At 62.1% G+C, this 11813-nt stretch carries 13 protein-coding genes; 7 read left to right on the top strand and 6 right to left on the bottom strand.

Translation table 11 applies throughout. The features are described 5' to 3' along the window. The first annotated feature begins 155 nt into the window (after positions 1-155). Complete coding sequence (locus ACIOUG_RS17965) at positions 156-2999, top strand: class I adenylate cyclase (RefSeq protein WP_401067355.1); 2844 nt, start codon at positions 156-158, stop codon at positions 2997-2999. 7 nt (positions 3000-3006) lie between these two features. Here ACIOUG_RS17965 and rnk read toward each other — a convergent pair whose 3' ends face one another. From rnk to cyaY, 3 genes are all read right to left on the bottom strand, one after another. Then, positions 3007-3417 carry a nucleoside diphosphate kinase regulator gene (gene rnk, locus ACIOUG_RS17970; RefSeq protein ID WP_047596730.1) on the bottom strand — a complete coding sequence of 137 codons (411 nt, stop codon included), beginning with the start codon at positions 3415-3417 and terminating at the stop codon, positions 3007-3009. 256 nt (positions 3418-3673) lie between these two features. Further along, the gene (locus ACIOUG_RS17975) at positions 3674-3889 is read right to left on the bottom strand and encodes a DUF1289 domain-containing protein (RefSeq protein WP_401067357.1); all 216 of its coding nucleotides are present in this window, start codon (positions 3887-3889) and stop codon (positions 3674-3676) included. 2 nt (positions 3890-3891) lie between these two features. After that, positions 3892-4218, bottom strand: a complete 327-nt coding sequence (gene cyaY, locus ACIOUG_RS17980; protein ID WP_007964535.1) for an iron donor protein CyaY — start codon at positions 4216-4218, stop codon at positions 3892-3894. A gap of 317 nt (positions 4219-4535) precedes the next feature. On the opposite strand from cyaY, the gene ACIOUG_RS17985 reads away from it, so the two are divergent. From ACIOUG_RS17985 to ACIOUG_RS18010, 6 genes are read left to right on the top strand one after another with little or no spacing between them, the layout of a single operon-like run. Further along, positions 4536-4709, top strand: a complete 174-nt coding sequence (locus tag ACIOUG_RS17985) for a lipoprotein (RefSeq protein ID WP_007911098.1) — start codon at positions 4536-4538, stop codon at positions 4707-4709. A 9-nt stretch (positions 4710-4718) separates the two neighbouring features. After that, positions 4719-5966: a diaminopimelate decarboxylase gene (gene lysA, locus ACIOUG_RS17990; RefSeq protein ID WP_401067359.1), complete on the top strand. Its 1248-nt coding sequence runs from the start codon at positions 4719-4721 to the stop codon at positions 5964-5966. A gap of 3 nt (positions 5967-5969) precedes the next feature. Then, entirely contained in the window at positions 5970-6800 is an 831-nt protein-coding gene (gene dapF / locus ACIOUG_RS17995) for a diaminopimelate epimerase (protein WP_401067361.1), read from the top strand. Between the two features lie 13 nt (positions 6801-6813). Further along, positions 6814-7539, top strand: coding sequence for a DUF484 family protein (locus ACIOUG_RS18000; protein WP_097089519.1), 726 nt, complete (start codon positions 6814-6816; stop codon positions 7537-7539). Between the two features lie 2 nt (positions 7540-7541). Then, positions 7542-8441: a tyrosine recombinase XerC gene (gene xerC, locus ACIOUG_RS18005; RefSeq protein ID WP_003229409.1), complete on the top strand. Its 900-nt coding sequence runs from the start codon at positions 7542-7544 to the stop codon at positions 8439-8441. Next, positions 8438-9145, top strand: a complete 708-nt coding sequence (locus tag ACIOUG_RS18010; RefSeq protein ID WP_401067363.1) for an HAD family hydrolase — start codon at positions 8438-8440, stop codon at positions 9143-9145. The genes xerC and ACIOUG_RS18010 overlap by 4 nt, the downstream gene beginning before the upstream one ends. 188 nt (positions 9146-9333) lie before the next feature. Here the strand turns inward: ACIOUG_RS18010 and sutA are convergent, their stop codons facing one another. The 3 genes from sutA to ACIOUG_RS18025 all read right to left on the bottom strand — a co-directional run bounded on the left by sutA (position 9334) and on the right by ACIOUG_RS18025 (position 11742). After that, the gene (gene sutA, locus ACIOUG_RS18015; RefSeq protein WP_007964546.1) at positions 9334-9660 is read right to left on the bottom strand and encodes a transcriptional regulator SutA; all 327 of its coding nucleotides are present in this window, start codon (positions 9658-9660) and stop codon (positions 9334-9336) included. Between the two features lie 102 nt (positions 9661-9762). Beyond that, on the bottom strand, positions 9763-10188 hold the full coding sequence (locus tag ACIOUG_RS18020) for a secondary thiamine-phosphate synthase enzyme YjbQ (protein WP_003229414.1): 426 nt from the start codon (positions 10186-10188) through the stop codon (positions 9763-9765). Positions 10189-10404: 216 nt separating this feature from the next. After that, the gene (locus ACIOUG_RS18025) at positions 10405-11742 is read right to left on the bottom strand and encodes an ammonium transporter (RefSeq protein ID WP_025113244.1); all 1338 of its coding nucleotides are present in this window, start codon (positions 11740-11742) and stop codon (positions 10405-10407) included. Between the last annotated feature and the right edge of the window lie 71 nt (positions 11743-11813).

Raw genomic sequence — 11813 nt, forward strand, 5'->3', positions numbered from 1 at the left:
CTGCCACGGGATTTCCGCGGGCCCACCTGACGCTCCGCGCTAAAAATCTGACGTCAAAAAACAAATTCAGCTTAAAAGTCCCGCTGCGCAAAGGCTAAACTGCCTCCCATTCCGAGACCTTCTTCGTCCGAGCCTGCGAGCCGGTTTGAGCTGACATGACGCGCACCCATGAAATCCGCCCCGACCTGGACGAAGGCATCGACCGCAAGGTGCTCAGCCAGCTGCGCGCGCGCTTTCTCAAACTCAATGAAGGTCGCCTTGGCCGGGCGCTCGAAGGTCTGTCGAGCCGCCAGCAAGGCGTGCTGACCCTGCTGCCGCTGTTTTTCCACGTCAATCACCCGCTGTTGCCGGGTTATGTTTCCGGCAGCACCCCAGCCGGGCTGTCCAACTATGAGCCGGACGCCAACGCGCTGGCCGAAGCACAGCGCCTGACCCGCTCGTTCTCTTACAAGCCACGTCACGGCAGCAACCCGCCACGGCCGATTCACGGTCTGTTCCTGATGGGCAGCCTCGGCACCCTGGCCCAGGCCGATCAGAGTGACATGGACGTGTGGGTCTGCCATGCGCCGGACCTCAGCGAAAACGAACTCGCCGAGTTGCGCAAAAAATGCCAGCTCCTCGAAGCCTGGGCCGCGACCCAGGGCGCCGAGGCGCACTTCTTTCTGATTGACCCGGTACGCTTCGTCAAAGGCGAACGCGACACCCAGCTCAGCTCGGAAAACTGCGGCAGCACTCAGCACTATTTGCTGCTGGACGAGTTTTATCGCACCGCGATCTGGCTGGCCGGGCGCACCCCGATCTGGTGGCTGGTGCCGGTCTACGAAGAAAGCGCTTACGACCTGTACACCCACACTCTGCTGTCCAAGCGCTTCATTCGCGCCGACGAGACGCTTGATCTCGGGCATCTGGCGACAATTCCGCCGGGCGAGTTCATCGGCGCCGGCCTGTGGCAATTGTTCAAGGGCATCGAGTCACCCTACAAGTCGGTGCTCAAGTTGTTGCTGACCGAGGTCTACGCCAGCGAACACCCGAACGTGCAGTGCCTGAGCCTGCGCTACAAGCAGGCCGTGTTCGCCAATCAGCTGGATCTAGATGAGCTGGATCCGTACATGGTGGTCTATCGACGCATCGAGGAATACCTCAGCGCCCGCAACGAACCGGAGCGTCTGGAGCTGGTGCGGCGTGCGCTGTACCTCAAGGTCAACCGCAAGCTCACCGGCAACAGCCGCACCCAGAGCTGGCAGCGCTCGCTGCTGGAACGCCTGGCGCACGAATGGCATTGGGATCAGCGCCAGCTGGCCTTGCTCGACAGCCGCAGCCAGTGGAAAGTCCGTCAGGTCAGCGCCGAACGCCGCGCGCTGGTCAATGAGCTGAATTACAGCTATCGCTTCCTGACCCAGTTCGCCCGCAGCGAACAGACCGTCAGCCTGATCAACAAGCGCGACCTGAACGTGCTCGGTCGGCGCCTGTACGCTGCGTTCGAGCGCAAGGCCGACAAGGTCGAATTCATCAATCCGGGCATAGCCCCGGACTTGGCCGAAGACACCCTGACCCTGGTGCAATCGCCGAACAAAAAAGAGCCCGGGCAAACCCAATGGGGCTTGTACAACGGCAGCCTGAACGCGTTGGAGTGGGAGCACTTCGCGCCGATCAAGCGCAGCCGCGAGTTGCTTGAGCTGCTGACCTGGTGTCACCGCAACGGCGTGATCGACAGCAGCACCCGTCTGGCCCTGCACCCCGGCACCAGCGACATGAGCGAGTTCGAACTGTTCAACCTGCTCGGCAGCCTGCAGCAGTGCATCGCCCTGCCCTTGCCGACTGTTGCCGAAGAACCGCTGCTGCGCGCCGCAATGCCGAGCGAAGTGCTGATGCTGGTCAACGTCGGCGTCGACCCGCTCAAGCATCACCGCGACCTGAACATCCTGATGACCACCGAACGCACCGATTCGCTGAGTTACGCCGGGGTGCGCGAAAACCTCGTGCTGACCCTCGATCAGGTCACGCTCAACAGCTGGAATGAAGTGCTAGTCAACCGTTTCGACGGCCCCCACGCGTTGCTCGATTGCCTGCGCGACTATCTCAACAATCTGCCGCGCGGCCCGCAGCAGCCGTCATTGAAAGTGCGCTGCTTCTGCCACAACCGCGCGCAGTTCATTGCCCGGCGCGTGGAAGAAGTCATCGACACCGCGCAGACTCTGTTGCTCAGCGAGCTCAATCACCGCTACCTGATTCAGGTGCAACAGCACTATCACGTGCTGGAACTGGTGCCGGGCCAGGTCAACCATGTCGCGCTCGCCACCTTGCCGGCACTGCTCGATTATCTGGGCGAAGAACAGCCGCGCTACAGCCCGCTGCACCTGGACCCGATGGCGCTGGAGGATCACGACCTCGCGCTGATCCTGCCGATGGGCCAGCCGGAATCGATTCAGGTGTTCTACCGGATCACCGAACAACAGGCCGAACTGTACGTGCTGGATGAGTTCAACGCGCTGTGGCAACAGCATCTGCCGTATCACGACGAACAGAGTCTGCTGGTGCCGTTGCAGCGCTTCCTGCAATCGATCCAGTACCGACGTGAAGCGCTGTTGCCGATGGACGGCAGCCCGGCGGTCAGCCCCGAAACCTTGTATTACCAGCTGTTGCCTTCGGGCCCGGGGCGTGCGCGCCGGGTCGAAGCTCGGCCGGCGCCGCAGACACCGGTCAACAAACCGTTCTACGACGTGCAGGCGATCGTCGGCAAAGCCGCGCCCGGAGAGGTGCAAGTCACCCTGTATTGCAATCAACGGGAATTCAGCGAGCTGGAACATGGCGACCAGTTGTTCCGCGTGGTCGCCCGAGAGATCGTCGAGCAGCGCCGCGAGACCGAGCGCTATCGCTGCTACATCACCGACCTGGACCTCTCGGGCCTGCTCGGTGATGGTCAGAGTTCAAGCAATCTGTATCTGCGCTACAAGGCCGACCTGGAGCGCGCCCTGAACGAGGCGCTCGAACAGGTCTGAGGCGGGGTCACTCGCGGAATTCACCGCCGTTGGCCGGCTGCGATTCGACTTCCAGCAAAGTCAGTTTCAGGGTCTTGCCGCCGGGTGCCGGCCAGTCGATGTGCTGACCGACCTTCAGGCCCAGCAGCGCGCTGCCGACCGGGGCGAGGATCGAGATCTTGCCTTCGTCGGCGTTTGCATCCTTGGGATAGACCAGCGTCAAGTGATAGTCCTTGCCGCTGCCTTCTTCTCGGCAGTGCACGCGGGAATTCATCGTCACGACATCAGCGGGCACTTCATCGTGGCCGACCAGTGTATCGGCGCGGTCCAGTTCGGTTTGCAGCGCGATCACGCCCGGCAGCGTGTCATCCAGGCTGTCGATCAGGCGCTCCAGACGTTGTACGTCCAGACGGGTAAGGGTGATGGAAGGTGCGGTCATGATCCGGGCAGACTCCTTTCTTCTGCACACAAAAAAAGCAAAACCCCGCCAAAAAAGACGGGGTTTTCACCAGGCCTCGATGGGTTGAGGCGTGTTCGGACACTATCACAGCTCAAAAAATATACAAGTCACCCACCCGACCGGAGGAAACCCTTGTGGCGAGGGAGCTTGCTCCCGCTGGGGCGCGTAGCGGCCCTGAAATTCCTACGACTGCTGCGCAGCCGAGCGGGAGCAAGCTCCCTCGCCACAGATCGGATCAGGCTTGTGATTTTCGTGCGGCAGCCTGCTGGCAGATGACCCGGCGGCGCTGATCGTCCGCCGAACGCCACTCACGAATGTCTTCGACATGCCGCGCACAGCCGAGGCAAACCTTCTGCTCATCCAGACGGCACACGCCGGTGCACGGCGACGGCACGGCCGGGCTGACGTTGCTGTAGAGCGGCTTCGGGGGACGCGGGGCTGCCTCGGTCACGATCAGATCTCTTCGAAATCCAGCTCGAGGCCGGCCTGATCCTGGACACAACGGGCCAGCACTTCACCGAGCAATTCTTCGGATTTCTCGCAGCTCCATTTGCCCGACTCTTCGTCGTAGTCGAAATGGAACCCACCGGAACGCGCCGCCAGCCACAGCTGACGCAGCGGCTCCTGGCGGCTGATGATCAGCTGGCTGCCGTTATCGAACTTGATGGTCATCATGCCGGCCGTGATCTCGATATCGTCGGCATGATCCTCCAGCAACTCTTCCAACGCCTGCTGGGTGGCATCGACCAGATCGTGGAAACGCGCTTCGGACAAACTCATTGTGGCAACCTCAAAAAATGTCTGATCAGGCTCAAGCGCCGCAAGATACGGACGCTGCTGGCCGATTGCAAAGGATAACGACCAAGGGCCTGCCCGCCCATCAACACCGAACCCTGTGGGAGCGAGCCTGCTCGCGAATAGCGGTGTGTCTGGCAGTAAACATATCGGATGTGCCGGCGTCTTCGCGAGCAGGCTCGCTCCCACAAGGCTCCAGGCGTATTCAGGGAGCCCCGCCAGACGGGAACCCCCTCGCATAGGCAAGCTGCCGGGTGGCCGGTATACTCCGGCGCAATTAACGCATTTTCAAGGATTTCGCCATGAAGCGCCTGATCTCTTCCCTTGCTGCGCTCGTCGCGGTTGCCTGCCTCGTTTCGGCCTGTGGTCAAAAAGGCCCGCTGTACCTGCCGGATGACGATCAGGACCCGGCCGAGCAAGCCCAGTCTTCGCAGAAGCAGCCGTCCAAAGCACACAAGCACGACGTTTACCAATAAGGGATCGCCATGGACGCTTTTAACTACCGTGGCGGGGAGCTGTTCGCGGAAGGTGTGGCCCTGTCCGCCATCGCCGACCGCTTCGGCACGCCCACTTATGTCTACTCGCGTGCGCACATCGAAGCCCAGTATCTGGCCTACGCCGATGCGCTGGCCGGCATGCCGCACCTGGTCTGCTACGCAGTAAAAGCCAACTCCAACCTCGGAGTGCTGAATGTCCTGGCCCGTCTCGGCGCCGGTTTCGACATCGTGTCCCGTGGCGAGCTGGAACGTGTGCTGGCCGCTGGCGGCAGCGCCGACAAGATCGTGTTCTCCGGCGTCGGCAAGACCCGTGACGACATGCGTCGCGCCCTGGAAGTCGGCGTGCACTGCTTCAACGTCGAATCCACCGACGAGCTCGAGCGCCTGCAAGTCGTGGCTGCCGAGCTGGGTGTTCGCGCACCGGTTTCGCTGCGCGTGAACCCGGACGTCGACGCCGGCACCCATCCGTACATTTCCACTGGTCTCAAAGAGAACAAGTTCGGCATCGCCATTGCCGACGCCGAAGACGTGTACGTGCGTGCCGCGCACCTGCCGAACCTGGAAGTGATCGGCGTCGACTGCCACATCGGCTCGCAACTGACCACCCTGCCACCGTTCCTCGATGCCCTCGACCGCCTGCTCGATCTGGTCGACCGCCTCGGCGATTGCGGCATCCACCTGCGCCACATCGACCTCGGTGGTGGCCTGGGCGTGCGGTATCGCGATGAAGAGCCGCCGCTGGCCGGCGACTACATCAAGGCCGTGCGCGAGCGTCTGAACGGCCGTGATCTGGCGCTGGTGTTCGAGCCGGGCCGTTTCATCGTTGCCAACGCCGGCGTACTGCTGACCCAGGTCGAGTACCTCAAGCACACCGAACACAAGGATTTCGCCATCGTCGACGCGGCGATGAACGACCTGATCCGCCCGGCGCTGTATCAGGCCTGGATGGACGTCACCGCGGTCAAACCGCGCAACAGCGCCGCACGCCAGTACGACGTGGTCGGCCCGATCTGCGAAACCGGCGACTTCCTCGCCAAGGATCGTGAGCTGGCGCTGGAAGAAGGCGACCTGCTGGCCGTGCATTCGGCCGGTGCCTACGGCTTCGTGATGAGTTCCAACTACAACACCCGTGGCCGTGCCGCTGAAGTGTTGGTAGACGGTGATCAGGTTTTTGAAGTGCGCCGCCGCGAAACCGTGGCCGAGCTGTTTGCCGGCGAAAGCCTGCTGCCGGAGTAACCCATGCTGCTGCGTTTTACCAAAATGCATGGCCTGGGCAATGACTTCATGGTTCTCGACCTGGTCAGCCAGCACGCGCATATTCAACCCAAGCACGCCAAGCAATGGGGCGACCGGCACACCGGTATCGGTTTCGACCAATTGCTGATCGTCGAAGCACCGAGCAATCCGGACGTGGATTTCCGTTACCGGATCTTCAACTCCGATGGCTCGGAAGTGGAACAGTGCGGCAACGGTGCACGCTGCTTCGCCCGCTTCGTGCTGGACAAGCGCCTGACGGCCAAACGGCAGATTCGCGTCGAGACCAAGGGCGGCATCATCGAACTGGACGTGCGTAACGACGGCCAGATCGGGGTCAACATGGGCGCGCCGCGCCTGGTGCCGGCGGACATTCCGTTCGACGCACCGGCGCAGGCCAGCAGCTACCAGCTGGAAGTCGACGGCACCACGGTCGAACTGGCCGCCGTGTCGATGGGCAACCCCCATGCGGTGCTGCGCGTGCAGGACATCAACAACGCACCGGTGCATGAACTGGGACCGAAAATCGAACACCACCCGCGCTTCCCGGCGCGGGTCAACGTCGGTTTCCTCCAGGTCATCGACCGCAACCGCGCGCAGTTGCGCGTCTGGGAACGCGGCGCCGGGGAAACCCAGGCCTGCGGCACCGGCGCCTGCGCCGCAGCTGTAGCTGCAATCAGTCAGGGGTGGATGGATTCGCCGCTGTTGATCGACCTGCCCGGCGGGCGTCTGTCCATTGAATGGGCAGGCCCTGGCCAACCGGTGCTGATGACCGGCCCGGCAGTGCGTGTATACGAAGGACAAGTGCGTCTTTGAGTGAGCAGAAGCCATGACCGATAAGCCTCAGGTACCCGCCCGACAGTCCGACGAATCAGCGTCCGAGAGCCTGGAGGCGGCAGCGGTTGCCGCATACCTCGAGGCTCATCCGGACTTCTTCGTCGAGCACGAAGAATTGCTGCCCGCCATGCGCATTCCCCACCAGCGCGGTGACACCGTATCGCTGGTCGAACGGCAGATGAGCATCCTGCGCGACCGCAATATCGAGATGCGCCATCGCCTCTCGCAGTTGATGGACGTCGCCCGCGACAACGACCGCCTGTTCGACAAGACCCGTCGCCTGATCCTGTCGCTGATGGACGCGGCCAGCCTGGAAGACGTGGTGATCAGCGTCGAAGACAGCCTGCGCCAGGATTTTCAGGTGCCTTTTGTCAGCCTGATCCTGCTCGGGGACAACCCGGCTCCGGTTGGCCGCTGGGTCACCCACGCCGACGCGCAGACCGCGATCGGCGGTCTGCTTACCGAAGGCAAGAGCGTCAGCGGCACTCTGCGTGAACATGAGCTGGACTTCCTGTTCGGCGAAGAACAGCGCAAGCAGATCGGCTCCACTGCAGTGGTTGCGGTCAGTCATCAAGGCATCCACGGCATTCTGGCGATCGCCAGCCGCGATCCGCAGCACTACAAGAGCTCGGTTGGCACGCTGTTTCTCAGCTACATCGCCGAAGTCATGGGCCGCGTGCTGCCACGGGTCAACAGCTCCCTGCGCTCGGTACGCTGAGCATGGAACGACAACTGGACGCTTACTGCGAACACCTGCGCAGTGAGCGACAGGTGTCGCCGCACACCCTGTCGGCCTATCGCCGCGACCTCGATAAAGTCCTCGGCTGGTGCCTCAAGCAGAACATCGGCAGTTGGGCGGCGCTGGATATTCAGCGCCTGCGCAGCCTGATCGCCCGCCTGCATGCCCAGGGGCAGTCGTCGCGCAGCCTTGCCCGATTGCTCTCGGCGGTGCGCGGGCTCTATCACTATCTGAATCGCGAAGGTCTGTGCGACCACGACCCGGCGACCGGTCTGGCGCCGCCGAAAGGCGAACGACGCTTGCCGAAAACCCTCGACACCGACCGTGCATTGCAACTGTTGGAAGGTGCGGTCGAGGACGATTTTCTCGCTCGTCGTGATCAGGCGATTCTCGAACTGTTCTATTCCTCGGGCCTGCGCCTGTCCGAGCTGACCGGGCTCAATCTCGATCAGCTGGATCTGGCCGACGGCATGGTTCAGGTGCTCGGCAAGGGCAGCAAGACCCGCCTGCTGCCGGTCGGCAAAAAAGCTCGCGAAGCACTCGAGCAATGGTTGCCGCTGCGGGCCATGACCAACCCGGCCGACGACGCCGTGTTCGTCAGCCAGCAAGGCCGGCGCCTCGGCCCGCGAGCGATTCAGGTGCGGGTGAAACTGGCTGGCGAGCGCGAACTGGGGCAGAACCTGCACCCGCACATGCTGCGGCACTCCTTCGCCAGCCACTTGCTGGAATCCTCGCAGGACCTGCGCGCGGTGCAGGAACTGCTCGGCCACTCGGACATCAAGACCACGCAGATCTACACCCACCTGGACTTCCAGCACCTGGCGGCGGTCTACGACAGTGCCCACCCACGGGCCAAACGCAGCAAAGGCGACGATTCATGAACATCCAGTTGATCACCTTCGACCTCGACGACACCCTGTGGGACACCGCCCCGGTGATCGTCAGCGCCGAGGCGGTATTGCGCCAGTGGTTGAGCGAACACGCACCCAATCTGGGCGCGGTGCCGGTGGAGCATCTGTGGACAATTCGCGAACGGGTGCTGACCAGCGAACCGGGCCTCAAGCATCGCATCAGTGCGTTGCGCCGGCGGGTGCTGTTCCACGCGCTGGAAGACGCCGGATACGCCCACGGCGAAGCTTCCGATCTGGCCGACAAGAGTTTTGAAGTGTTCCTGCACGCGCGGCACCAGATCACGGTATTTCCCGAGGTCGAACCGACTCTGGAAATCCTCGCCAACCACTACGCCCTCGGCGTGGTCACCAACGGCAATGCCGACGTGCGTCGATTGGGCCTGGCGGATTACTTCAAGTTTGCGTTGTGCGCGGAAGACATCGGCATCGCCAAGCCGGATGTGCGGCTGTTTCACGAGGCGTTGCAGCGTGGTGGTGCCACAGCCGAAACCGCCGTACATATCGGCGATCATCCCGGCGATGACATTGCCGGTGCGCAGCAAGCCGGCATGCGCGCAATCTGGTTCAACCCGGCGGGCAAGGTCTGGGAAGCCGAGCGCCTGCCGGATGCCGAGATCCGCAGCCTGACTGATTTGCCAGCGGTACTGGCGCGCTGGAATGCCCTCTCGAACTGATCCACTATCCCCTGTGGGAGCGGGCTTGCTCGCGAAGAGGCCGTGTCAGCCGACATATAATTTGAATGACACACCGCCTTCGCGAGCAAGCCCGCTCCCACAGGGGATTGCGTGCATCCATGACTTTATTTCAGGCATGAAAAAGCCCGCAGCGACGGCGGGCTTTTTCAGCAAGCAAGCGGCACGCCTCAGATAGGGCGGCTGCCGTACTTGTTGTCCGGCTTCTTGGGCGGGTCGGCGACCACATTGGCCTCCACTTCCTGCACCTTGCCGCCGCGCGCAAGGAATTCTTCCATGGCCTTGGCCAGGGCGTCGCGCTCCTTGTTCTTGGCTTCGATGCTCGGCAATTCGTCGACCGACACCGCAGCCTTGGCCTTGCCTTTGGCAGCCGGGGCCGGCGTGTCGTCACCGCCATCGTCGTCAGCAACGTCTTCCGCTGCCGCTTCCAGGCCTTCCTCGGCCTCGTCTTCGTCGCCTACTTCGAGGTCGTCGTTTTCCAGATCATCGTCGCTCATGTTCTACCTCATGACTTGCGAAAAGCAGATTAGTTATAGACCAGCTTTGGCGACTGTCGAAAGTCGCCGGAAAAAAATCGGTAACCATTGGTGACCAACGGTTTACGCCCCTTCACCGTGCAGGGTGGCGAGGACTTTACGGGCACCGCCATGATCACGGTGCTCGCCCAGATAAACACCTTGCCAGGTGCCCAGAGCCAGTCGCCCTGCCGAAACCGGCAGACTGATCTGGCAGCCAAGTACGCTGGCCTTGAAGTGCGCCGGGAGGTCGTCCAGGCCTTCGTCGTTATGCTCATAGCCGTCTGTTCCTTGTGGGATCAGACGATTGAAAAATCGTTCGAAGTCGCGACGGACCGCCGGATCGGCGTTCTCGTTGATGGTCAACGATGCCGAGGTATGCTGCAGCCACAAATGCAACAGACCGACCCGGCACGCCTTGAGTTCAGGCAGGCCGGCGAGTAACTCGTCCGTTACCAGATGAAAGCCCCGGGGCCGCGCCCGCAGGGTTATCAGAGTCTGTTGCCACATACAGTTCTCCGCACGTTCGGGGCGCATTCTAGCGCGCTCTGGGAAAAAACAAAGGCCCTAATATTCCTGCAATGATGTAAGCGATTGGCCGCAGAAAAACGCGTGTCGTAAACACGACCAAAGCCGTACGAAAAATCCTTTCAGCCATTACCTGAATGACAAATTCCAGGCAAAAAAATGCCCGGCAAGCCGGGCAAGTTTTTTCGATGCGCGTACTTACAGGTTGTAGCCGCGTTCGTTGTGTTGTGCCAGGTCCAGACCCACTGCCTCTTCTTCCTCAGTGGCACGCAGGCCCATGACCACATCCAGTACCTTGAGGATGATGAAGGTGACGATCGCGGTGTAGATCACCGTGAAGCCGACGCCTTTGCACTGAATCCAGACTTGCGAAGCGATATCGGTCACGGTGCCGAAGCCGCCCATGGCCGGTGCGGCGAAGACACCGGTGAGAATCGCGCCGAGGATACCGCCGATACCGTGCACGCCAAAGGCATCCAGGGAGTCGTCGTAACCGAGTTTGCGTTTCAGCGTGGTCGCGCAGAAGAAGCACACCACACCGGCCGCCAGACCGATGATCAGCGAACCCATAGGGCCCACGGTACCGGCGGCCGGAGTGATCGCCACCAGACCTGCAACCACGCCCGAAGCGATGCCCAGTGCACTAGGTTTGCCGTGGGTGATCCACTCGGCAAACATCCAGCCCAGTGCGGCGGCGGCGGTAGCGATCTGGGTCACCAGCATCGCCATGCCGGCGGTGCCGTTGGCCGCTGCGGCGGAACCGGCGTTGAAACCGAACCAGCCGACCCACAGCATCGCCGCGCCCATCAGGGTGTAACCGAGATTGTGCGGGGCCATCGGGGTGGTCGGAAAGCCTTTGCGCTTGCCCAGCACCAGGCACGCCACCAGACCGGCGATACCGGCGTTGATGTGCACCACGGTGCCGCCGGCGAAATCGAGCACGCCCCAGTCACCCAGCAGCGAACCCGGACCGCTCCAGACCATGTGCGCGATCGGCGCATACACCAGAGTGAACCAGACGCCCATGAACACCAGCATCGCGGAGAACTTCATGCGCTCGGCGAAGGCACCGACGATCAGCGCCGGGGTGATGATGGCGAAGGTCATTTGATAGGTAACGAACACCGCTTCAGGGAACAGCGCTGCCGGGCCGGTAATGCTGGCAGGCGTGACACCCGCGAGGAAGGCCTTGGCAAAGCTGCCGACGAAGGAGTTCAGGTTGACGACGTTGGCTTCCATCCCGGTGGTGTCGAACGCCATGCTGTAGCCATAAAGGAACCACAGGATGGTGACCAGGCCGGTAATGGCGAAGCACTGCATCATCACCGAAAGAATGTTTTTCGACCGCACCATGCCGCCGTAGAACAGCGCAAGGCCCGGAATGGTCATGAACAGCACGAGGGCTGTGGAGGTCAGCATCCAGGCGGTGTCGCCGGAATTAAGGACTGGAGGCGCCACCGGATCTGCCGCCATAGCCAGGCCGGGCATTACGATGGACAACAGGGCGCCTAGCCCTGCGAATTTACGCAGAGTCATATTGTTTTCTCCTGGGGCGTTGGGTTTGTGGCGGCGTTTAGATCGCGTCGGTATCGGTTTCGCCGGTACGG

The organism is Pseudomonas sp. NPDC087803, from assembly GCF_044742995.1.
GTDB lineage: Bacteria > Pseudomonadota > Gammaproteobacteria > Pseudomonadales > Pseudomonadaceae > Aquipseudomonas.

What these genes read in the sequence shown, in the direction of transcription:
- ACIOUG_RS17965 (WP_401067355.1), top strand. Translation starts at nt 156, where the DNA reads ATGACGCGCACCCATGAAATCCGCCCCGACCTGGACGAAGGCATCGAC.
- rnk (WP_047596730.1), bottom strand. Translation starts at nt 3,417, where the DNA reads ATGACCGCACCTTCCATCACCCTTACCCGTCTGGACGTACAACGTCTG.
- cyaY (WP_007964535.1), bottom strand. Translation starts at nt 4,218, where the DNA reads ATGAGTTTGTCCGAAGCGCGTTTCCACGATCTGGTCGATGCCACCCAG.
- ACIOUG_RS17985 (WP_007911098.1), top strand. Translation starts at nt 4,536, where the DNA reads ATGAAGCGCCTGATCTCTTCCCTTGCTGCGCTCGTCGCGGTTGCCTGC.
- lysA (WP_401067359.1), top strand. Translation starts at nt 4,719, where the DNA reads ATGGACGCTTTTAACTACCGTGGCGGGGAGCTGTTCGCGGAAGGTGTG.
- dapF (WP_401067361.1), top strand. Translation starts at nt 5,970, where the DNA reads ATGCTGCTGCGTTTTACCAAAATGCATGGCCTGGGCAATGACTTCATG.
- ACIOUG_RS18000 (WP_097089519.1), top strand. Translation starts at nt 6,814, where the DNA reads ATGACCGATAAGCCTCAGGTACCCGCCCGACAGTCCGACGAATCAGCG.
- xerC (WP_003229409.1), top strand. Translation starts at nt 7,542, where the DNA reads ATGGAACGACAACTGGACGCTTACTGCGAACACCTGCGCAGTGAGCGA.
- ACIOUG_RS18010 (WP_401067363.1), top strand. Translation starts at nt 8,438, where the DNA reads ATGAACATCCAGTTGATCACCTTCGACCTCGACGACACCCTGTGGGAC.
- sutA (WP_007964546.1), bottom strand. Translation starts at nt 9,660, where the DNA reads ATGAGCGACGATGATCTGGAAAACGACGACCTCGAAGTAGGCGACGAA.
- ACIOUG_RS18020 (WP_003229414.1), bottom strand. Translation starts at nt 10,188, where the DNA reads ATGTGGCAACAGACTCTGATAACCCTGCGGGCGCGGCCCCGGGGCTTT.
- ACIOUG_RS18025 (WP_025113244.1), bottom strand. Translation starts at nt 11,742, where the DNA reads ATGACTCTGCGTAAATTCGCAGGGCTAGGCGCCCTGTTGTCCATCGTA.